This window comes from Blastococcus sp. SYSU D00820, assembly GCF_054050695.1.
In genome coordinates, this window is sequence record NZ_JBJGZW010000001.1 from 353,110 (window position 1) to 373,018 (window position 19,909).

Here is a 19,909-nt window from a genome sequence, read left to right on the forward strand (position 1 = left end):
GGCGGGCCCGGCGCCCCGCCCGACCTTCCGGGAGCACCCGCCATGACCTACGTCGACGGCTACCTGACCCCGGTGCGCCGGGAGATGCGGGAGGCCTTCGTCGAGCTGTCCCGCGCGATGGCTGCGGTGTACCGCGAGCACGGGGCGCTGCGGGTGGTCGACTGCTGGCAGGACGAGACCCCGCAGGACCCGGCGGACTTCCACGCCGAGGGCGCGCGGGACTCGCTGGGGGAGCAGCCGGCGCGGGACCTGCACGCCGCCGCCGGCGCCGGGGACGGCGAGGTCGTCGTGCTCTCGTGGACCGAGTGGCCGGACAAGGCCACCCGGGACCGCGGCCTGGCGGCGGTGCTCGCCGATCCCCGCGTGCAGCCGGTGCCGGGCGCGCCGGCCGTCTTCGAGGGCCGGCGGCTGGTCGCCGGCGGCTTCGACGTGGTGCTCGACGTGTAGCCGCACCGCGGCGGGGCACCGTCGCGGCCATGACCCAGCCGGCACCGACCACCGGGCACGCCCTGCTCGACCAGACCGAGGCGAAGAGCGACTCGGGCAGCGAGTCGACCGGCACGGTCGTCGTCGCCGGCCTGGCCAACCTCGGCATCGCGATCGCCAAGCTGGTCGGCGGCCTGATCAGCCACTCCTCGGCGATGCTGTCCGAGGCCGCGCACTCGGTGGCCGACACGATCACCGAGGTGCTGCTGTTCGTCGCGCTCAAGCGCGGCACCCGGGCCCCCGACGAGCGGCACCCGGTCGGCTACGGCCGGGAGACCTACTTCTGGGCGCTGCTGGCCTGCCTGGCCACCTTCACCCTCGGCGCCGGCTTCTCCTTCTACCAGGGCGTCGAGACGATCCTGGAGGGCGAGGAGCAGGGTGATCCGCTGGTCGCCTACATCGTGCTGGCGGTCTCCTTCGTCCTCGAGGGCGCCTCGTTCGTCAAGGCGGTGCGGCAGGTGCGCGGCTCGGCCCGCCGGTGGGGGACGACGTCGCGCCGCTACCTGCGCGAGACCACCGACACCACCGTCAAGGCGGTCACCTTCGAGGACGGCGCCGCGCTGGTCGGCCTGGTCCTGGCCGCGCTGGGGCTGTTCCTCGAGCAGGTCACCGGCGATCCGGTCTGGGACGGCGTCGCGGCGATCCTCATCGGCTGCCTGCTGCTGCTGGTCGCCGGGTCCCTGGCGCGGGCCAACGTGTCCCTGCTGATCGGCCAGTCGGTGTCGCCCACCATCGGGGAGCAGCTGCGCCAGGAGATCCTCGGCATCGACCAGGTCGTCGACGTCCCGGTGCTGCTGACCTCGGTGATCGGACCGGGGCAGCTGATCGTCTCGGCGAAGGTCGACTTCGCCGACGAGGTCACCGTGGCCGACGTCGAGCGGGCCTCCGACGAGGCCGAGCGCCGGCTGGTCGCCCGGCACGAGGGCGTCCGCTTCGTCTTCCTCGACCCGACCCCCGGTGACGGCCGGGCGCGGGCGGAGGCCCACCGACCGGGGGACGCCGGGGAATGACCGCGGCGGGCGGCGGGTTGCGCACGTCCGTGCAGGTCGAGGTGTGGTCCGACGTCGTGTGTCCGTGGTGCTTCATCGGCAAGCGCCGGCTGGAGGCCGCGCTCGCGCGGTTCCCGCACCGTGACCAGGTCGAGGTGGTGTGGCGTTCCTTCCAGCTCGACCCGTCGGTGCCGGAGGGGGAGACCCACCCGACGCTGCCCGCGCTGGCCGCCAAGTACGGCCGCAGCGAGGCCGACATGCGGGCGATGATGCGGCACGTCGAGGAGACCGCCGCCGGCGAGGGGCTGACCTACGACCTCGCGTCCGGCATCAGCGGCAACACGCTGCCGGCCCACGAACTGCTGCACCTGGCCGCCGAGCACGGGCGGCAGGGCGAGCTCAAGGAGCGGCTGCTGTCGGCCCAGTTCCAGGAGGGCCGCTCGGTCTTCGACGTCGACTCCCTCGCCGCGCTGGCCGCCGAGGTCGGACTGGACGACGCCGAGGTGCGGGCCGCCCTGGCCGACCACCGGCACCGCGCCGCGGTCCTGGAGGACATCGCCACGGCCCGGTCGCTGGGCGCGACCGGCGTTCCGTTCTTCGTCGTCGACCGCCGCTACGGCGCCGCGGGCGCGCAGCCGGCCGACCTGCTGCTCCAGCTGCTGGAGCGGGCCTGGGCCGATGCCCACCCGCTGCAGACCGTGCCGGCCGCGGAGGGCTGCAGCGACGACTCCTGCGCCGTCTAGCCCGCCGGCAGCGGCGTCTGGGTGTAGACGGCCAGCTGCCAGCCGTCGTTCCCCCGCGCGTAGGTGCTGGTCATGGCGGCGGTGAACGGTGGGTCGTCGTCGCCGCGCCAGGCGCGTGCGGTGTAGACCAGCACGGCGGCGCCGTCCCCCGCCGGCACGGCACGGGCGCTGTCGAGCTCGAACCGCGTCCACGGTGGGGCGTTCTCCAGGGCGGCCACCACGGCCGCGCGGTCGGCCACGGTGCCGTCGGCCAGCACCATGACCCCGTCCGCGGTCATCAGCGCCCCGTAGAAGTCGGCTCCGGTGCCCTGGCGCAGGGCCTCCCAGCCGCGGTGCTCGAGCTCCAGCAGTTCCCGGGTCAGTTCGTCGTCCACGATGCTCCGCCCCTCCTCCGGCGGACATCCGGCAGGCCGCCGTCCCGGGCCCGGGACGGCGGCCCCGCCGTCTGGTGCGGTCTCAGCTGGTGGCCGGGCCGCCCTGCTCGGTCCCGGAGATCTGCCGCAGGAACTCGTGGCACCGCTTGGCCCGGGCCGAGTCCTGCTCCATGACCTCCCGGAAGAACGCCGCGATGTCGTCGAGGCTGGCGTTCTCCGCATCGCGGACGTACTGGCCGTAGTCATGCCCGGCCTTCAGCGAGTGGTACTGCACCGAGATCAGGTCGTAGGTGACGTCCTCGAAGCCGGTCTCACCGGTGGCCATCGCTACCTCCTCGGATACGGATGTGGGCCCGGTCACTTCCCCAGGGGACCGGGCGGTGAAACGGACCGCTCCGTCTCAGCCGAGCCCGCCGACCGGCTGGTCGCCGGCCGCGCCGCCGGTCACGTCGCCGCCGCCGGCCTCGTCGGCGAGCGTCCGGCTGGTGGGCAGCTCGTCCTCGCCCGCGGTGGCCGGGTCGTCACCGGCCGAGGCGAGGTCGTCGCCCTGGCCCTGGGCGCCGGGGTCGGCCTGCAGGGTGCGGGGGTCGTTGAGCGGATCGGGCACGTCGGGATCGGTGACGGTCATGCCCGGCGGGTTCCCCGGAGGGCCGCCCGCGCAATCCTCAGCCCAGCGAGACGCCGTCCCGGTAGAGCCAGCGGCCGTCCTCCCGGGCGAACCGGCTGAGCTCGTGCTGCACGTGCCGGACCCCGCCGGTCACCGCCGACGCCCGGAACTCCACGGTGCCCTCGGTCGCGAACAGCGAGCCGCCGGTCGTGGCCAGCACCTCCAGGCCCGTCCAGCGGGTGTCCGGGTCCAGTTCCAGCCGGCGCGGGCGGGTCGCCGGGTGCCAGGTGGCGAGCAGGTAGCCGGCGTCCCCGACGGCGAAGGCGCTGTAGCGCGAGCGCATCAGCTGCTCCGCGGTGCCGGCGGCGGCCGCGCCGGCGTGCAGCCGGCCGCAGCACTCGGCGTAGGGCAGGGCGGAGCCGCAGGGGCAGCGTCGGGGGCGCACGCGGAGGAGTCTGGCGTCCGAGGGGCTCGACCGGTTGGGTGGGGCCGAGGCGAGGAGGCCGGCATGGGCGAGAGCGTGGGCAGGGGCACCGTCACCACCGGTGACGGCGGGCGGCAGCTGCTGGAGTTCGTCCGCACCTGGCCGCTGCCCGCGGCGGAGGTCTGGGCGGCGCTGACCGAGCCCGACCGGCTGGCCCGCTGGATCGGCGTCTACGACGGCGAGCGGGCCGAGGGCGGCCGCGGCAGCTTCACGATGACCGCCGAGGGGCAGCACGAGGGCTCGCCGACACGCATCGTCGAGTGCCGGGCGCCGGCCCGGCTGGTCGTCGCGTGGGAGCAGGACGACGGCGGCGGCTGGCAGGTCGCCCTCGACCTCGCCGAGCAGGACGGCGGCACGGCGCTGCGCTTCTCCCAGGAGCTGGACGCCGGCGCGGACGCCACCGACCTGCTCGGCGGCTGGCACTGGTACCTCGACCGGCTGGACGCCGAGCTGACCGGCGCGACCGGCCCCGGCGACTGGGACACCTTCTGGGCGGCGACCGGTCCGACGTACGGGCGGGTCTGAACGGGCGTGGGCGGTGGGCCCGACGTCGGTCTGGTGACCGGCGGGCACGGCCTGGTGGGCAGCTACGTGGCCCGCCACCTCCACGCCGACCCGGCCTGGCGGGTCGTCACCAGCAGTCGCCGGCCGGGCCCCGCCGTCGAGGGGGTCGACCACGTCCGGGTCGACCTCGCCGACGCCGATGCGCTCGGCGCGGCCGAGCTGCCGACCGACACCACGCACCTCTTCTTCGCGGCCTACGCGATCGTCGCCGACCCGGCTGAGGAGGCACGGGTCAACGTCGCCATGCTCGACGACGTCGTCCGCGCGCTTCTGGACCGGGGGGCGCCGCTCCGGCACGTCACGCTCTACCACGGTGGCAAGGCGTACGGGGCGCACGTCGGGCCGTTCCCGACGCCGGCGAAGGAGTCCGATCCCCGCCTGCTGGGGCGGCTCTTCTACCACGACCAGGAGGACCTGCTGCGCCGGTGGGCCGACCGCGCGGGCGTCGGCTTCACGATCTTCCGTCCCGACCACGTCTGCGGCGTGGCCTTCGGCCCGTTCGTGAACCTCGTCCACGTGATCGCCCTCTACGCCACCGTCACGAAGGAACTGGGTCAGCCGCTGCGCTTCCCGGGCAGCGAGCTGGGCTACCGGTCACTCGTCCAGTTCACCGACGCCCGGCTGCTGGCGAAGGCGTCGGCGTGGGCTGCCAACACCTCGTCGGCCCGGGACGAGGTGTTCAACATCAGCAACGGCGACCTCGTCCGCTGGGTCAACACGTGGCCGAAGGTGGCCGAGTACTTCGGCCTCGAACTGGGCCAGCCGTTCCCCTACGACCTCCCCGCCGTCATGGCCGACAGGGGACCGCTGTGGGAGGAGGTGACCCGCCGGCACGGTTGCAACCCATCCCGTACGGGCAGATGGCGTCGTGGGACCGCGCGAACGCCATCCTCTCGCTCGACCGCGACCTGATCTCCAGCACCATCAAGATCCGTCAGGCCGGGTTCGCCGACTGCATCGACAGCGAGGTATCGCTCTTCGCGATGCTCGACGAGATGCGCCGCCGCCGGCTCATCCCCGGCTGAGCGGCGCCTGGCCGCCCAGCCGCGCCGTGGCCCACGCCCGGGTGGTGGGCATCGGGACTGGGGGCGCTGAGCGCGGTGGGCGGCAGCGGTGTCGCCCGCGAGGGGGACGACGCCCCCGGTCCAGGGACTTCGGTCCTCGATGCAGACGTCCTAGACGTAACATCTCTCACGGTTACAGCACGTGTGTGTGCCGATAACCTGGGCCTGCCCGGATGCGTCTGCGCCGGTCGACCAGCACCCCGCGCCGCCGGTGTCTGACCGGCTGCCTGAGCATGGAGACGCCTTGACCTCTGTGGCCATCCCCGGTCTCGACCACGCGCCCACGGCGCACCCCCGGCTGCTGGCCTGGGTGCAGGAGATGGCCGAGCTGGCCACGCCCGACCGGGTCGTGTGGGTCGACGGCAGCGACGAGGAGTGGGCCCGGCTCACCCAGCAGCTGGTCGACGCCGGCACCTTCCGGCGCCTGCACAAGAAGCCCGACTCCTTCTGGTGCGCCTCCGACCCGCGCGACGTCGCCCGGGTCGAGGACCGCACCTACATCTGCTCGGTCGACGAGGCCGACGCCGGTCCCACCAACAACTGGATGGACCCGGCCGAGATGAAGTCGGTCATGACCGAGCTGTACCGGGGATGCATGCGCGGGCGGACGATGTACGTCATCCCGTTCTGCATGGGGCCGGTCGAGGCCGAGAACCCGATGTTCGGCGTCGAGCTCACCGACTCCGAGTACGTCGTCGTCTCGATGCGCGTGATGGCCCGCATCGGCAGCGCGATCCTCGAGGCGATGGGCGCCGACCGGCCGTTCGTGCCGGCGATGCACTCCCTGGGTGCCCCGCTGGAGGAGGGCCAGCAGGACGTGCCGTGGCCGTGCAGCGACACCAAGTACATCGTGCACTTCCCCGAGGAGCGGACCATCTGGTCCTACGGCTCCGGCTACGGCGGCAACGCCCTGCTGGGCAAGAAGTGCTACTCGCTGCGGATCGCCTCGGTCATGGCCCGGGACGAGGGCTGGCTCGCCGAGCACATGCTGATCCTCAAGCTGACCAGCCCGCAGCAGAAGACGTACTACGTCGCCGCGGCCTTCCCCAGCGCCTGCGGCAAGACCAACCTGGCCATGCTCGAGCCGACGATCCCGGGCTGGACGGTCGAGACCCTCGGCGACGACATCGCCTGGATGCGGTTCGGCGAGGACGGCCGGCTCTACGCGCTCAACCCCGAGTACGGGCTGTTCGGCGTCGCCCCCGGCACCGGCTGGGACACCAACCCCAACGCGATGCGCACCATCGAGCAGGGCAACTCGGTGTTCACCAACGTCGCGCTCACCGACGACGGCGACGTCTGGTGGGAGGGCATGACCGACGAGCCGCCGGCGCACCTCACCGACTGGAAGGGCCGGGACTGGACGCCGGACTCCGGGGAGCTGTCCAGCCACCCCAACAGCCGGTTCTGCACCCCGATCACCCAGTGCCCGATCCTCGCGCCGGAGTACGACGACCCGAAGGGCGTGCCGATCTCGGCGATCCTCTTCGGCGGCCGGCGCAAGACGACGATCCCGCTGGTCACCGAGGCCCGGGACTGGAACCACGGCGTGTTCATGGGCGCCACGCTGTCGTCGGAGACCACCGCCGCGGCCACCGGCGCGGTCGGCGTCGTCCGCCGGGACCCCTTCGCCATGCTGCCGTTCATCGGCTACAACGCCGGTGACTACTTCGCCCACTGGGTCGAGACCGGCAAGCAGCACGACGCCGCCAAGCTCCCGCGGATCTTCTACGTGAACTGGTTCCGCCGCGACGAGGACGGCGGGTTCCTGTGGCCGGGCTTCGGCGAGAACAGCCGGGTGCTCAAGTGGGTCGTCGAGCGCCTCGAGGGCACCGCGGCCGCCGTCGAGACGCCGGTCGGGCACGTGCCCACGCCGGACTCCCTCGACGTCTCCGGCCTGGACCTCGCCCCCGAGCAGGTGGCGGCGGCCCTCGCCGTCGACGTGGACGAGTGGCGGGCCGAGATCCCGCAGATCACCGAGTGGTTCCAGAAGTTCGGCGACAAGCTGCCCAGCACCCTCTGGGACGAGCTCGCCATCCTGGAGCACCGCCTGGGCTGAGGCCCCGGCCCCACGGACCGCGGGCCCCGCACCGGTCGACGATGCCCGGTGCGGGGCCTGTGTCCTCCCCGGCGTGCCGCGCCGATCGGCGGCTCACGCGCCGACGGTGGGTTAGCGTGACGGAAGTCCCCTCCCCCTCTCCGACGACGGGCTGCACGCTGGTGTCTCCCTACCTCCACGTCCTGCGGACCCCGCACGCCGTGCCCATGGTGCTGGCCGCGTTCATCGGCCGGCTGCCCCTGTCGATGGTGGGGCTCGGCTGCGTGCTGCTCGTCGCCTCGGAGACCGGCTCGTACGGCTTCGGTGGCGCGGTCGCGGCCGCCGGCGCGGTGACCACCGCGGTGGCCGGGCCGGTCCTCGGCCGGCTGGCCGACACCTTCGGCCAGCGGCGCACGCTGCTCCCGGTCGTCGCCGTCTTCGCCGCCTCCGGCGCGGGCTTCCTGGCCTCCGTGAAGGAGGACTGGCCGGTCTGGACGGTGTTCTTCTTCGCTGGCCTGGCCGGGGCGTGCATCCCGCCGGTCGCCTCCATGATCCGGGTGCGCTGGACCCACCTGCTGCGCGGCAGCAACCGGCTGCCCGCCGCGCTGGCCATGGAGTCGGTGGTCGACGAGTTCGTCTTCATCGTCGGCCCGGTCCTGGTCACCTTCCTCTCCACGACCGGGCACGCCACCTCCGGCGTGGTGACCGCCTTCGTGCTCGCGGTGGTCGGCAGCCTCCTGTTCGCCGCCCAGGGCCGCACCGAGCCGCCGCCGCACGGGCACGCCAGCGCCAGCGGCCCGTCGGCGATCCGCACCCCCGGCATCCGGGTGCTCTTCGTGGTCGGCGCCGCGGTCGGCGCCATCCTCGGCACCCTGGAGATCGCGCTGGTCGCCTTCGCCGACGAGGTCGACGCGATGAGCCTGTCCGGCGTGCTCATCGCCGGGCTCGCCGTCGGCTCGATGGCCAGCGGCATCGGCTGGGGGACCATCAACTGGCAGGCGCCGTTGCGCCGCCGGCTGGCCGTCGTGCTGATCGCGCTGACCGTGCTGATCGTCCCGCTCCTGCTGATCGAGAACGTCTGGCTGATGCTGCCGTTCGTGGTCGTCGCGGGCATCGCCGTCTCGCCGTCGCTGATCAGCTCGTTCACCCTCGCCGAGCTGCTGGTGCCGCCGTCGGCCACCACCGAGGCGTTCACCTGGATCGGCACGGCCCTGGGCCTCGGCGTCGCCGTCGGCTCGTCGGTCGCCGGCCTGATCGTGGACTCCTCCGGCGCCAACGCCTCGCTGCTCGTGGCCGTCGTCGCAGCCGGGCTGGCCGCGATCGTGGTGTCGCTGTGCCAGCGCGTGCTCGAGGTGCCGGCCGAGAACGCCGAGGCCGCGGCGGTGATGGCCTGATGGGCGGCGCCGCCGAGCGCCCGCCGGGCGCGCGCACGATCGACGAGGTCCTCGACGAGGCCCGCGGCCGGCTGCACCGGCTGACCCCCGAGCAGGCCGCCGAGCGGATGGCCGCCGGGGCGCTGCTGGTCGACACCCGGCCGATAGCGCAGCGCGCGGCCGACGGCGAGGTGCCCGGGGCGCTCGTGGTGGAGCGCAACGTCCTGGAGTGGCGGTTCGACCCCGCCAGCGACGCCCGGCTGCCCGAGGCGACCGGATACGACGTCGAGGTCGTCGTCCTCTGCAACGAGGGCTACTCCTCCAGCCTGGCGGCGGACTCCCTGCGGGCGCTGGGCCTGTTCCGGGCGACCGACGTGATCGGCGGGTACCAGGCGTGGGCGGCCGCGGGGCTGCCCACCACCCGCGGCGACTGAGCGCCGCGCGGGCGGCCCGGTCCGTGGAACTCCGCGCCCCCGGCCGGCGCCGTGCCGCGGCCCTGGCCGTCCTGCTGCTCGCCCTCGCCGCCCTGCTCGGCCTCCCGGGCGAGCTGCGGCTGCCCGCGCCGGCGGCGCAGCCGGACAGCGCCCCGTCGGCGCCCGAGCCCGGCCCGCCGCCGGAGAGGACGCCGCCGCAGGAGCAGCCGGCACCGGGGCGGGCGGCGCTGTCGGCCGGTTCGGTGCCGGTGGGCACCGCCCGCTACGCCGTGCCGGACGGCGCGTTCGCCGTCGCCCCGGACGGGGACGACGCCGCGGCCGGCGACCCGGCCGCGCCCTGGCGCACCGTGGCGCACGCGGTGGCCGCGGCACCCGACGGGGCCACGATCGTGCTCCAGGGCGGCACGTACCACGAGGGCGTGGTGCTGCCCGAGGGCAAGCGGCTGACCCTGCAGGCCGCGCCCGGCGAGGAGGTCTGGCTCGACGGCAGCCGCGAGGTGGCCGGCTGGGTCGCCGACGGCGGGATCTGGCGGGCCGACGGGTGGACCGTCGAGTTCGACCGCAGCCCGACCTACACCCGCGGCGCGCCGGACAACACCGAGCCCGGGTTCACCTTCCTCGACCCCGAGCACCCGCTGGCCGCCCATCCCGACCAGGTGTTCGTCGACGGCGTCGCCCAGGTGCAGGTGGCCCGGCCCGCCGACGTCGTGCCCGGCACCTTCGCCGTCGACTACGCGACCGACCGGCTGTGGCTGGGCACCGACCCGGCCGGCCGGTCGGTGCGGGCCAGCGACCTGTCGATCGGGCTCACCATCGAGGGCGCGGGCAGCACCGTGCGCGGCCTGGGCATCCGCCGGTACGCCCCGTCGGTGCCGGACAAGGGTGCGCTGCTGGTGCTGGCGCGGGGGGCGACGGTGGTCGACGTCGTCGTCCAGGACAGCGCCACCCAGGGCGTCTACGTGGGCGGGCGGTACCGCGGCGAGGACGTCACGCTGCGCCGGCTCACCGCCGAGCGCAACGGGCTGATCGGCATCGAGTCCTCCTACGCCGACCGGCTGCTGGTCGAGGCGGTGCGGGCGACCGGCAACAACACCGAGCGGTTCAACACCGCTCCGGTCTCCGGCGGGCTCAAGCTCACCCGGGCCCGCGGGGTGACCGTGCGCGACAGCGTGTTCGCCGACAACCTCGGCACCGGCCTGTGGCTGGACGAGTCGGTGTACGACGCGACGCTCACCGGCAACGACGTGCTCCGCAACACCGGCAACGGCCTGGTCCTCGAGATTTCGGCCCGCGCGGTCATCGCCGACAACCACGTCGCGGGCAGCGGGCTGACCGGCCTGAAGATCAACAACAGCTCGGACGTCGAGGTCTGGAACAACACCGTGCTCGACAACGCCGGGCGCACGGTGTGGGTGGTGCAGGACGAGCGGCTGGCCGCCGACGTCGACGTCCCCGGGCACGATCCGCGCCAGCCGCTGCCGGACCCCACGGTGACGTGGGTGCTGGGCCCGGTCCGGCTCGGTGACAACGTGCTCGGCGGCACGACCGGCGCCACCTGCGTGCTCTGCGTGCAGGACCGTGCGCTCGGCCGCACCGCCGAGGAGATCGGCGTGACCGCCCGCGGCAACCTCTACCTGGCGGCCGCGCCGGGGGCGCCGCCGGAGCTGGTCACCTGGCCCGGGGCCGGGGCGTTCGGCTCGATCGCCGACTTCCGGGCGGCCACCGGCCAGGAGGAGACCGGCGGCCAGCTCGCCGCGCGGCTGGCGGTGGACGCCGACCACCGGCTGACCCCGCCGATGGCCGCGCTCCAGGCGCGGGTGGCCGTGCCGCTGCCCGACGGGGTCGCCCCGGCGCTGGGCCGGCCAGCCGGGGGAGCGGAGCTCGGCGCCCGGCTCTGACAGGCTGCCCCGGTGACCGTCCGCCGAGCCCGCCGGTGAGCAGCCGCGCCCGCCCCGCGGCCGGCGGCGGCCGCCGGCTGGCCATCGCGCCGGAGCGGCTGGGCCGCTGGCTGGACGGCGTCGCCGACCGGCACGGGGTGTTCACCGACGTGCGCACCGAGGACGGCCGGGTGGCGGTCACCTGCGCCGACGGCACCGAGCTGACCCTGACCGCGCCGTTCCCCTGGGAGCCGGGCCCCGCGCTGCTCAGCTCCTTCACCGCCGCGGCCCGCCGCCCCCGCCGCGCGGGGGTGCTGCTGGTCCGCCGCGGCCGCTGGGCGGTCGGCGTCTTCGACGGCACCGACCTGGTGGTCAGCAAGGTGGACAGCCGGCTGGTGCAGGGCCGCACCGCCGCGGGCGGCTGGTCGCAGCAACGGTTCGCCCGCCGCCGGGCCAACCAGACCGACGCCGTCGTCTCGGCGGCCGCCGACACCGCCGTCCGCGTGCTGCTGCCGCACGCCGGCACCCTCGAGGCGTTGTTCCCCGGGGGCGACCGCGGCCTGGTCGACGACGTCCTGGCCGATCCGCGGCTGCGCGCGCTCGCGGCGGTGCACCGCGGCCCGGCGCTGGAGGTCGGGGACCCGACGCGGGCGGTCCTGGAGGGCACCCCCGCGCAGTTCCGGGCCGTCGGCGTGCTGCTGGTGGAGCCCGGCGACCGCGGCTGACCCCGCGGAACCGCGGTGACGGCGCACGCCGGGGCGCGTAACGTCCTCCGACCGTGTCCGCTCCCCTCATCGACACGACCGAGACCCCCGATCCCGTCCTCGCCGCCGAGCGCGCCCACCTCGACCGCGCCGCGGAGTGCCTGACCGGCATGCGCGCCGCCGCGGCCGCGGTGGTCGACGCCGGTGTCGACGCCTGGGCCTCCGAGCGGCTGGGCGCCGCCCGCGCCGAGCGGCTGCGCGCGCTCGCCGACGACCCCGGCGTCCCCGCCTTCTTCGGCCGCACCGACGGCGCCGCCGACGGGGGTGCCGAGACGTTCCACATCGGCCGCCGGCACGTCCGCGACGCCGACGGCACGCCGGTCGTCATCGACTGGCGGGCGCCGATGAGCCGGCCGTTCTACCGGGCCAGCGCCGCCGATCCGCAGGGGCTGGTGCGCCGCCGCCGGTTCGGCTTCGACGGTGACCGGCTCACCGGCTACGAGGACGAGCTGCTGGCGGCCGGTGACGAGGGCGGGGGCGAGTTCCTGCGCCGGGAGATCGAGCGCCCGCGCAGCGGCCCCATGCGCGACATCGTCGCCACCATCCAGCCCGAGCAGGACGACATCGTGCGGGCGCCGCTGGCGGAGTCGGTGTGCGTGCAGGGCGCACCGGGCACCGGCAAGACGGCCGTCGGGCTGCACCGCGCGGCCTACCTGCTCTACACCCACGCCGGGCAGCTGGCCCGCAGCGGCGTCCTCGTCGTCGGGCCCAACCGGGCCTTCCTCCGCTACATCGAGCAGGTGCTGCCCACGCTGGGCGAGGTGGACGTCGACCAGACGACGGTCGCCGAGCTCACCGCCCGGGTGCCGGTGCGCGCGGAGGACCCGGCAGCCGTCGCCGTCCTCAAGGGCGACGCGCGGATGGCCGACGTGCTGCACCGGGCGCTGTGGGGCGCGATCGCCAAGCCGGCCGACGACGTGCAGGTGCCCCTGGCCGGCCGCCGGTACCGGGTGCCGGTCGAGCGGCTCAAGCGGTACGTCGACGACCTGCGCCGCCGCGGCCGGGCCGGGGACGACCAGCAGGTGCTGCACTACGCCGCCGGCCGCGAGCGGCTGGCGCTGGGCCTGGCCGAGGACGCCCGCCGGCAGAAGGAGGCCGCCGGCGGCAGCCCGACCGACGCCGAGACCCGGCGCGCGGCGCGCAGCCCCGAGGTGCGGGCGTTCTGCGACGCCGTCTGGCCGGCCCGGGACGCCGCGGCGGTGGTCGCCGCGCTGTACACCGACCCCGCGCTGCTCGCCCGCGCCGCCCGCGGCCTGCTGGACGACGAGGAGCAGGCGGCGCTGCGGTGGTCGCCGGCGCCGCGCTCGCTGCGGACCGCACCCTGGACGGCGGCCGACGCGGTGCTCGTCGACGAGGTCGCCGGCCTGCTGGAGCGCACCGGGGGCTACGGCCACGTGGTCGTCGACGAGGCGCAGGACCTCTCCCCGATGCAGTGCCGTGCCATCGCCCGCCGGCTGGCCGCGGGCTCGCTCACCGTGCTCGGCGACCTGGCCCAGGCGACCAGCCCGTGGGCGGCGCCGGACTGGACGCCGACCCTGGCGGGGCTGGGCCGGCCGGACGCCGCCGTCCGGCCGCTCACCCGCGGGTACCGGGTGCCGGGAGAGGTGCTGGACTACGCCAACCGGCTGCTCCCGGTCATCACGCCGGGGCTGGCGCCGGCCACCGCGGTCCGCCGCGATCCGGGGGCGCTGCAGGTGCGCCCGGTGACCGATCTCCTGCCCGCGCTGGCCGAGGTGGTGGCCGGCCTGGCCGCCGGCGAGGGCTCCGTCGGGGTGGTCTGCGCCGACACCGCGGCCGCGGAGGTGGCCGCCGCGCTCCGGGCCGCCGGCACGGAGGCCGGCGTGCTGGCCGACGACGGCTCGGCGGCCGGCCGGGTCGCCGTCGTCCCGGCGACGCTGGCCAAGGGCCTGGAGTTCGACGCGGTGGTCGTCGCCGACCCGGCCGCGATCGTGGCCGCCGAGCCCCGCGGGCTGCACCGGCTCTACGTCGTGCTCACCCGGGCGGTCAGCTCCCTCGTGGTGCTGCACCGCGGCGACCTGCCCGCGCCGCTGGCCGGCTGATGGCCGGGTCGTCGTCACTGCCGCCTCTGTCGTCCCGCCGCGGCGCGGGAGGTTGTGGAACGGGTGGGCACTCTGTTTCCGTGGGTGCCCGACCGTGAGGAGGACCATGGACCGGCGACCCGGCCGGGTCAGCACGCTGCTGAAGCTGGCCGCCTCCATCGTGGTGGCCGGGGCTCTCGTCGCGGCTCTCCTCTTCCCGTGGATCGGCGGCCCGGGCCTGGCCGCCCAGACCTCCACCAGCCTGTTCGGTGACATCCCCGCCGAGCTGACCGACCAGACGCCCCCGGGCAACACCGTGCTGCTCGCGGCCAACGGCGAGCCGATCACCTGGTTCTACGAGGAGAACCGGGCCCCCGTCACCGGCGACCAGGTCGCGCAGGTGATGAAGGAGGCCATGGTCGCGATCGAGGACGCCCGCTTCTACGAGCACAACGGCCTCGACGTCCAGGGCACGCTGCGCGCGCTGGTGATCAACGTCGCCGCCGACACCGTCCGCGAGGGCGGCTCGACGCTGACCCAGCAGCTGGTCAAGCAGACCCTGCTGCAGACCGCCGACACCGCGGAGGAGCGCGCGGCGGCCATCGAGCAGACGGTGGGCCGCAAGCTGCGCGAGGCGCGGCTGGCGCTGGCGCTCGAGGAGGTCTACAGCAAGGACGAGATCCTCACCCGCTACCTCAACATCGTGTACTTCGGGCAGAACGCCTACGGCATCCAGCCGGCCGCCCGGGCCTTCTTCGGCGTCGACGCGAGCGCGCTGAACCTGCCGCAGGCCGCGCTGCTGGCCGGTCTGGCGCAGAGCCCCACCCGGTTCGACCCCTTCACCGACCCCGAGGCGGCCACCGACCGGCGCAACGTGGTGCTCTCCCGCATGGCCCAGCAGGGGTACATCGACGAGACCGAGGCGCAGCAGGCGCAGGCCGCCCCGCTGGGGCTGGCGCCGGCCCCGGCGCCGCGCCGCGGCTGCGTCGAGGCCAGCGTCGGCCCGTTCGTCTGCGACTTCGTGCAGAAGTACCTGATCCAGGAGCTGGGCATGACCCAGACGCAGCTGGACAACGGCGGCTACGTCATCCAGACCACGCTGGACCCCGAGCTGCAGCGCGCCGGCGACGCCGCCGTCCTGAACACCCTCCCGCTGGGCGACTCGCTGGCCGGCATGTTCAGCGCGGTGGAGCCCGGCACCGGGCACCTGCTCGCGCTCAGCGTCAACCGGGTCTTCGGCTACGACGTCAACGACCCGGCGCAGGAGTCCTACAACCTCAACGTGGCCCCCAGCCAAGGCTCGGGCTCCACGTACAAGGTCTTCGTCGCCGCGGCGGCGCTGGCCCGCGGCTACTCCTCGACCTACACGCTGACGACGTCGGACCCCTACGTCTCCCGCGTCTACCGCGACGGTGCCGGCCCCTACGACGTCCGGAACGCCGGCAGCTACCGCGGCACGCTGGACATGACGACGGCGCTGTACCAGTCCTCCAACACCTACTTCCTGGCGCTGGAGGACGCGCTGGGCAGCGTCGAGGAACCGGTGCGGATGGCCGAGGCGATGGGGCTGTTCCAGTTCAGCGACCCGGCCCTGCCGCAGCAGATCATCGACGACAACCGCGGCTCGTTCACCTTCGGCGCCGAGGCCACCAGCCCGCTGGCCCTGGCCAGCGCCTACTCCACGCTCGCCGCCAGCGGCACCCAGTGCGACGTCGTCCCGGTGACCGCCGTGACCGACGCGTGGGGCGAGCCGGCCACCACCCCCGACGGCGAGCCGCTGGCGCTCGGCGACCGGTGCACGCCCGAGGCGATCCCGCCGGGCGTGGCCACCACGCTGAACCAGATGCTGCGCAAGGACGTCGAGCCCGGCTTCAGCGGGCAGACCGGCCGCCGCGCCTACGTGCCCGGCCACCAGATCGCCGGCAAGACCGGCACCTCGCAGGACAACTACTCGGTCGCCTTCGTCGGCTACACGCCGGAGATCACCGCGAGCGTCATGGTGCTCAACCCCAAGCGCAACCAGGACGTCGGCGGGTTCGGTGGCGGCAAGGGCGCGACGATCTGGCACGACGCCATGGCCCCGATCCTCGAGGCCCGCGGCAGCTCCGACTTCCCGCCGGCCGACCAGACCGTGGTGGAGGGCAACACCCGCCCGGTGCCCTCCTGCTCGTCGGTGCGCGCCTGCCAGACGGCGCTGACCAACGCCGGCTTCGTGCCCGCGCAGGCGCGTGTCGACAGCGCCAGGCCCGCGGGCGCGCTGGTGGGCACCAGCCCGCCGGCCGGCGGCCGCGCCGTCCCCGGCCAGACGGTCACCATCCTGGTCAGCAACGGCGCCGACTACGTCGAGCCCGCTCCCGAGCCGCCGCCGGCCGACCCGGGCACCCCGGCGCCGCCACCCGCCCCGGCGCCCGAGCCGCCGCCGGCGCCCGAGCCGGAACCGGCACCGGCACCGGAGCCCGAACCGGCGCCCGAACCGCCCGCGCCGGGCACCCCCGGGGTGCCGCCGCCCCCGCCGCCCGGGTTCACCCGGCCGGGCGGCTGACGCCGGTCCAGCCGGTCGGCCAGTGACTGGGTGAGCAACCAGCCGACCAGTACCACCAGGTGCAGCAGGAACATCCACAGCGCGATGGCCACGGCCGCGCCCACCCCGGTGAGGCCGCCGAAGGGCGCACCGAGGTCCAGCGGCAGGGACAGGAACAGCACGAAGCCCTGCAGGAACCCGGACAGGCAGGCGGCGATGAACAGCGAGCCGCAGACCAGGGCCGCCGGCCGCACCCGGCCGGCGGCCACGACGCCGTAGCCCCACAGCAGCGGCACGGTGAGCACGAAGAGCACCGAGTAGTAGCCCAGCGCGAACCGGCCGATGGTGGCGCCGGCGCCGCCGTCCTCCGCCAGGCCGGCCATCGTGTCGGCGGCCAGCAGCAGGGGGTAGAGCAGCAGCGGGGTGAGGACCACCAGCGGCAGCGCCAGCAGCCGGCCGCGCCAGCCGGTGAGCGTGTCGCGCTGGCTGGTGAACCGCAGGAGCGCGCGGCGCAGGCCCTCGCCGTAGAGCGAGAGCGGCACCAGCGCGATCAGCAGCCCCAGCAGGTCGGTGCCCAGCGCGGCGTCGACCAGCCCCTGCAGGGCCGCCGGTGCGCCGAGCGCGTCCGGCAGCAGGCCCGCCAGCCGGTCGCCGAGCTCCCGGACCCGGTCCGCGCCGGCCAGCAGGCCGGTCAGCCGGAAGGCGACCACGAACAGCGGGACGACGGCGATGCCGGCGTAGAAGGTCAGCCCGGCCGCGATCAGCGCGAGGTCCCGGCCGCGCAGCCGCAGCCGGACGCCGCGCAGCAGGGTGCCGGTCTCGGCACGCAGGCCGCGCCAGGCCCCGGCCGGCGGGGACGGATCGGACGCGGCCTGGCTCACCGGATCGTGCCAGCAGCTCGGGAGGGGCGCGCGACGGGGCTCAGCCGCCCTGGGTCGGGGCGTCCTCGCTGTCCTCGCAGTTGGCGTTGTCCTCGGCGCTGCCGCACTCGGTGGTGCCGCGGTCGAGGTCGCTGTTGTCGCCGCAGGCGGCGATCCCGGTCAGGGAGCCGGCGACGGCGGCCACGACGAGGGCCTTCTTCAGATACAGGACGGGACGCATGCCCACCTCCTGCGCGGCAGAGCGCCGGCCGAAACCCCGGGGTGCCCGCGGGCAGCAGACGGCGTCGGCCCGCCGCAATGTGTTGCTGATCGCTCACTGTGAGCGAACGAATTACACGCAGGTGATTGTCACGGGGCGATAACGCCCCCTACGGTGAGTACGTCCGACGGGGCGCTCCGTCACCGAGATGGGTGACACCCCGTGGACGCCGTCGAGCCGGTCGACCCCTCGGGGAACGCCGGGCCGGGGACCCACCGCAGCACTGGGGTGTAGTGCGCACGCGCACCGGGCGACTTCCCGTCCGAACCCGTCAGCTAACCCGGTAGGCGGCCATGGGAGAACGGAGAGCCGCCGAACCATGGCGACTGCGAACAGCACTGTGCGCGCCGGTCGCGGCTGGCGCCGCGCCGCACTGGTCCTCGCCGGGGCGATCGGGGTGGCCCTCGTGCCCGGGCCGGCCGCTGCCGAGGAGCCGACCAGCTCCGCCGAGGCCGCCGCCCTCCTCGCCGCCCGGGGCCACGAGCTCGAGGTGATCACCGAGGAGTTCAACGTCGCCCGCGACGAGCTGGCCGCCCAGCAGGCCGCCGCGCAGGCCGCCGCGGCCCAGGCCGCCGCCGCGCAGACCGCCGTGCAGGCCGCCCGCGAGCAGGTCAGCGACATCGCCCGCACCGCCTACACCGGCCCCAGCATGGGCTCGCTGCAGGCCATGCTGACCAGCGGCTCGGCCGAGGAGTTCGTCGACCGGGTCGGCCTGCTCGAGACCGTCGCCGACCACCAGGGCGTGGTGCTCGCCCAGGCCGTCGGCGCGCTCGACTCCGCCGCGGCCGCCCAGGCCGCCGCCGACGCCGCCGCCGCCCAGGCGCAGCAGACGTTCGACGCGGTCGCCGCCCAGCAGGCCGACCTCGAGGCCCAGATCGCCGACTACCGGGCCGACTTCGAGCGGCTCAGCGCCGCGGAGCAGCGTGCCGCGATCGAGGCCGCCAGCACGCACGGGGGCACCGTCGCCGGCGCCAGCCGCGACGAGCGCGAGGAGCCGGCCGCCGGACCGGCCGCCGCGCCGTCGGCCCCGGTGGTGGCCAGCAGCAACGCCGCCCAAATGGCCGTCGACACCGCCATGGCCCAGCGGGGCAAGCCCTACGTGTGGGCCGCCGGTGGACCGAGCTCCTTCGACTGCTCCGGGCTGACCCAGTTCGCCTACCGCGCCGCCGGCATCAGCCTGCCGCACTCCAGCCGCATGCAGTCGACGATGGGCCAGGCCGTCTCCCGCGCCGACCTGCAGCCCGGCGACCTGGTCTTCTTCTACAGCCCGGTCAGCCACGTGGGCATCTACATCGGCAACGGCCAGATGGTGCACGCCCCGACCTCCGGTGACGTGGTCAAGGTGGCCAGCATCGACGTCATGGGCGGCTACGCGGGCGCCCGGCGGCTCGCCGCCTGACCCTCGCGCTCGCCCGGAGCCCCGGCCGCCACCTGGCGGCCGGGGCTCCGGCGTCTCAGCTCCCGGACTCCTCGACCGCCTGGAGCAGCCCCCAGACGAAGCGCGCGCGCCGGCCGCCGGGGAGGGCGACCTCCCAGCGGGTGACCACCCCCGGGTCGACGTCGACCGCGCCGGGCAGCCCCGTCACGTCGTCCAGCACGTGCTCCCAGACGCGCAGCGCGCCCGGGCGGGCCGGCGGCACCGCCGAGCCGGGGGCGCGGACCAGGTGCCCGTGCAGCACCTCGCCGCCCGGCCCGGACAGCACCTGCCACCGCAGGTGCGGCCACAGCGGCACCGGCCACCGGCGCACCTCGAGGTCCAGGTCGCCGAAGCGGCGGGGCTCCACCTCGGCCGGCCCGAGGACAGCCGTGCGCAGGGCCAGGCCGCGCGGCGCCCGCGGGCTGTGCTGCAGGGCCTGCCAGCGGGTGTGCGCGGCGTGCGCCTCGCCGCGGGTGGCCCCGAGCCGGGGGAGCGCCTGGGCGACCAGGTCGGGGCGCAGGTCGGCCATCCGGCGCAGCAGCACGAGGCAGAACTCCCGCCGCGCCAGCCCCCGCACGGGCCCGACCCTGCCACGGAGGTCACACCTCGACGCGGGGACGCCCCACCCGGCCCCGCCGTTGGACCGGGGAGACCCCCGACCCCCGAGGACCCGATGAGCCCGCGCACCGCCGTCCCGCTGTTCCGCATCGTCGCCGTCGCCGAGGCGCTGTCCTGGCTGGGCCTCCTGATCGGCATGTACGTCAAGTGGATCGCCGGCACCTCCGAGGTCGGCGTCCAGGTGTTCGGGCCGATCCACGGCGGGGTGTTCGTCCTGTACTGCCTGGTCACGCTGGTCACGGCGCGGGCGCTGCGGTGGTCGGCCTGGACCACGCTGGTCGCGCTCGCCTGCTCGGTGCCGCCGTTCGCCACGGTCGCCTTCGAGCGGTGGGCGCTGCGCACCGGGCGGCTGGACGCCGCCCCCGCGGCCGCCTGAC

21 protein-coding genes, 1 pseudogene and 1 riboswitch are annotated in these 19,909 nt (G+C 75.3%); of the genes and pseudogenes, 15 read left to right on the forward strand and 7 right to left on the reverse strand.

Annotated elements, in window-relative coordinates:
• Positions 1 to 42: 42 nt before the first annotated feature.
• From ACI79R_RS01640 to ACI79R_RS01650, 3 genes are read left to right on the forward strand one after another with little or no spacing between them, the layout of a single operon-like run.
• The gene (locus ACI79R_RS01640; RefSeq protein WP_456571832.1) at positions 43 to 447 is read left to right on the forward strand and encodes a DUF1428 domain-containing protein; all 405 of its coding nucleotides are present in this window, start codon (positions 43 to 45) and stop codon (positions 445 to 447) included.
• A gap of 29 nt (positions 448 to 476) precedes the next feature.
• Positions 477 to 1,496: a cation diffusion facilitator family transporter gene (locus ACI79R_RS01645; RefSeq protein ID WP_456571833.1), complete on the forward strand. Its 1,020-nt coding sequence runs from the start codon at positions 477 to 479 to the stop codon at positions 1,494 to 1,496.
• The gene (locus ACI79R_RS01650) at positions 1,493 to 2,218 is read left to right on the forward strand and encodes a DsbA family oxidoreductase (RefSeq protein WP_456571834.1); all 726 of its coding nucleotides are present in this window, start codon (positions 1,493 to 1,495) and stop codon (positions 2,216 to 2,218) included. Before ACI79R_RS01645 ends, ACI79R_RS01650 begins: the two co-directional genes overlap by 4 nt.
• On the opposite strand, the gene ACI79R_RS01655 is transcribed toward ACI79R_RS01650, so the two are convergent.
• The 4 genes from ACI79R_RS01655 to ACI79R_RS01670 form a co-directional block, all read right to left on the reverse strand.
• On the reverse strand, positions 2,215 to 2,592 hold the full coding sequence (locus tag ACI79R_RS01655; protein ID WP_456571835.1) for a nuclear transport factor 2 family protein: 378 nt from the start codon (positions 2,590 to 2,592) through the stop codon (positions 2,215 to 2,217). The genes ACI79R_RS01650 and ACI79R_RS01655 overlap by 4 nt on opposite strands.
• A gap of 82 nt (positions 2,593 to 2,674) precedes the next feature.
• Entirely contained in the window at positions 2,675 to 2,917 is a 243-nt protein-coding gene (locus ACI79R_RS01660; protein WP_456571836.1) for an acyl carrier protein, read from the reverse strand.
• Between the two features lie 75 nt (positions 2,918 to 2,992).
• Positions 2,993 to 3,220: a hypothetical protein gene (locus ACI79R_RS01665; RefSeq protein WP_456571837.1), complete on the reverse strand. Its 228-nt coding sequence runs from the start codon at positions 3,218 to 3,220 to the stop codon at positions 2,993 to 2,995.
• A 37-nt stretch (positions 3,221 to 3,257) separates the two neighbouring features.
• Positions 3,258 to 3,644: a YchJ family protein gene (locus tag ACI79R_RS01670; protein WP_456571838.1), complete on the reverse strand. Its 387-nt coding sequence runs from the start codon at positions 3,642 to 3,644 to the stop codon at positions 3,258 to 3,260.
• 63 nt (positions 3,645 to 3,707) lie between these two features.
• Here ACI79R_RS01670 and ACI79R_RS01675 point away from each other — a divergent pair, with 63 nt between their 5' ends.
• The 10 genes from ACI79R_RS01675 to ACI79R_RS01720 all read left to right on the forward strand — a co-directional run bounded on the left by ACI79R_RS01675 (position 3,708) and on the right by ACI79R_RS01720 (position 16,378).
• Complete coding sequence (locus ACI79R_RS01675; RefSeq protein ID WP_456571839.1) at positions 3,708 to 4,208, forward strand: SRPBCC domain-containing protein; 501 nt, start codon at positions 3,708 to 3,710, stop codon at positions 4,206 to 4,208.
• 6 nt (positions 4,209 to 4,214) lie between these two features.
• Complete coding sequence (locus tag ACI79R_RS01680; protein WP_456571840.1) at positions 4,215 to 5,159, forward strand: SDR family oxidoreductase; 945 nt, start codon at positions 4,215 to 4,217, stop codon at positions 5,157 to 5,159.
• Positions 5,108 to 5,272 carry a hypothetical protein gene (locus tag ACI79R_RS01685; protein ID WP_456571841.1) on the forward strand — a complete coding sequence of 55 codons (165 nt, stop codon included), beginning with the start codon at positions 5,108 to 5,110 and terminating at the stop codon, positions 5,270 to 5,272. Before ACI79R_RS01680 ends, ACI79R_RS01685 begins: the two co-directional genes overlap by 52 nt.
• Positions 5,273 to 5,564: 292 nt before the next feature.
• The gene (locus ACI79R_RS01690; protein ID WP_456572271.1) at positions 5,565 to 7,370 is read left to right on the forward strand and encodes a phosphoenolpyruvate carboxykinase (GTP); all 1,806 of its coding nucleotides are present in this window, start codon (positions 5,565 to 5,567) and stop codon (positions 7,368 to 7,370) included.
• 161 nt (positions 7,371 to 7,531) lie between these two features.
• Positions 7,532 to 8,743: an MFS transporter gene (locus ACI79R_RS01695; RefSeq protein ID WP_456571842.1), complete on the forward strand. Its 1,212-nt coding sequence runs from the start codon at positions 7,532 to 7,534 to the stop codon at positions 8,741 to 8,743.
• Positions 8,743 to 9,156: a rhodanese-like domain-containing protein gene (locus ACI79R_RS01700; RefSeq protein WP_456571843.1), complete on the forward strand. Its 414-nt coding sequence runs from the start codon at positions 8,743 to 8,745 to the stop codon at positions 9,154 to 9,156. Before ACI79R_RS01695 ends, ACI79R_RS01700 begins: the two co-directional genes overlap by 1 nt.
• 23 nt (positions 9,157 to 9,179) lie before the next feature.
• On the forward strand, positions 9,180 to 11,054 hold the full coding sequence (locus ACI79R_RS01705) for a right-handed parallel beta-helix repeat-containing protein (protein WP_456571844.1): 1,875 nt from the start codon (positions 9,180 to 9,182) through the stop codon (positions 11,052 to 11,054).
• Positions 11,055 to 11,089: 35 nt separating this feature from the next.
• Positions 11,090 to 11,758 carry an acVLRF1 family peptidyl-tRNA hydrolase gene (locus ACI79R_RS01710; RefSeq protein ID WP_456571845.1) on the forward strand — a complete coding sequence of 223 codons (669 nt, stop codon included), beginning with the start codon at positions 11,090 to 11,092 and terminating at the stop codon, positions 11,756 to 11,758.
• Between the two features lie 53 nt (positions 11,759 to 11,811).
• Positions 11,812 to 13,857 (forward strand): HelD family protein, encoded by a 2,046-nt coding sequence (locus tag ACI79R_RS01715; RefSeq protein ID WP_456571846.1) that lies wholly within the window; start codon positions 11,812 to 11,814, stop codon positions 13,855 to 13,857.
• A 106-nt stretch (positions 13,858 to 13,963) separates the two neighbouring features.
• Positions 13,964 to 16,378: a transglycosylase domain-containing protein gene (locus tag ACI79R_RS01720; RefSeq protein WP_456571847.1), complete on the forward strand. Its 2,415-nt coding sequence runs from the start codon at positions 13,964 to 13,966 to the stop codon at positions 16,376 to 16,378.
• Positions 16,379 to 16,404: 26 nt separating this feature from the next.
• Here the strand turns inward: ACI79R_RS01720 and ACI79R_RS01725 are convergent.
• Positions 16,405 to 17,238, reverse strand: a pseudogene (locus ACI79R_RS01725) (YhjD/YihY/BrkB family envelope integrity protein); the annotation flags it as partial.
• 40 nt (positions 17,239 to 17,278) lie between these two features.
• Positions 17,279 to 17,458, reverse strand: a complete 180-nt coding sequence (locus ACI79R_RS01730; RefSeq protein WP_456571848.1) for a hypothetical protein — start codon at positions 17,456 to 17,458, stop codon at positions 17,279 to 17,281.
• 226 nt (positions 17,459 to 17,684) lie between these two features.
• Positions 17,685 to 17,802: riboswitch (cyclic di-AMP (ydaO/yuaA leader) on the forward strand.
• Positions 17,803 to 17,816: 14 nt separating this feature from the next.
• Between ACI79R_RS01730 and ACI79R_RS01735 the strand changes: the two genes are divergently transcribed.
• On the forward strand, positions 17,817 to 18,896 hold the full coding sequence (locus tag ACI79R_RS01735) for a C40 family peptidase (RefSeq protein ID WP_456571849.1): 1,080 nt from the start codon (positions 17,817 to 17,819) through the stop codon (positions 18,894 to 18,896).
• Between the two features lie 55 nt (positions 18,897 to 18,951).
• Here the strand turns inward: ACI79R_RS01735 and ACI79R_RS01740 are convergent, their stop codons facing one another.
• The gene (locus tag ACI79R_RS01740; RefSeq protein WP_456571850.1) at positions 18,952 to 19,491 is read right to left on the reverse strand and encodes a hypothetical protein; all 540 of its coding nucleotides are present in this window, start codon (positions 19,489 to 19,491) and stop codon (positions 18,952 to 18,954) included.
• Positions 19,492 to 19,587: 96 nt separating this feature from the next.
• Between ACI79R_RS01740 and ACI79R_RS01745 the strand changes: the two genes are divergently transcribed.
• Positions 19,588 to 19,908, forward strand: coding sequence for a DUF3817 domain-containing protein (locus tag ACI79R_RS01745; RefSeq protein ID WP_456571851.1), 321 nt, complete (start codon positions 19,588 to 19,590; stop codon positions 19,906 to 19,908).
• Position 19,909: the final 1 nt, after the last annotated feature.

Coding starts and splice junctions, on each gene's coding strand:
- ACI79R_RS01675 (WP_456571839.1), top strand. CDS start 3,708: ATGGGCGAGAGCGTGGGCAGGGGCACCGTCACCACCGGTGACGGCGGG.
- ACI79R_RS01735 (WP_456571849.1), top strand. CDS start 17,817: ATGGCGACTGCGAACAGCACTGTGCGCGCCGGTCGCGGCTGGCGCCGC.
- ACI79R_RS01720 (WP_456571847.1), top strand. CDS start 13,964: ATGGACCGGCGACCCGGCCGGGTCAGCACGCTGCTGAAGCTGGCCGCC.
- ACI79R_RS01685 (WP_456571841.1), top strand. CDS start 5,108: ATGGCGTCGTGGGACCGCGCGAACGCCATCCTCTCGCTCGACCGCGAC.
- ACI79R_RS01665 (WP_456571837.1), bottom strand. CDS start 3,220: ATGACCGTCACCGATCCCGACGTGCCCGATCCGCTCAACGACCCCCGC.
- ACI79R_RS01640 (WP_456571832.1), top strand. CDS start 43: ATGACCTACGTCGACGGCTACCTGACCCCGGTGCGCCGGGAGATGCGG.
- ACI79R_RS01650 (WP_456571834.1), top strand. CDS start 1,493: ATGACCGCGGCGGGCGGCGGGTTGCGCACGTCCGTGCAGGTCGAGGTG.
- ACI79R_RS01660 (WP_456571836.1), bottom strand. CDS start 2,917: ATGGCCACCGGTGAGACCGGCTTCGAGGACGTCACCTACGACCTGATC.
- ACI79R_RS01730 (WP_456571848.1), bottom strand. CDS start 17,458: ATGCGTCCCGTCCTGTATCTGAAGAAGGCCCTCGTCGTGGCCGCCGTC.
- ACI79R_RS01700 (WP_456571843.1), top strand. CDS start 8,743: ATGGGCGGCGCCGCCGAGCGCCCGCCGGGCGCGCGCACGATCGACGAG.
- ACI79R_RS01645 (WP_456571833.1), top strand. CDS start 477: ATGACCCAGCCGGCACCGACCACCGGGCACGCCCTGCTCGACCAGACC.
- ACI79R_RS01745 (WP_456571851.1), top strand. CDS start 19,588: ATGAGCCCGCGCACCGCCGTCCCGCTGTTCCGCATCGTCGCCGTCGCC.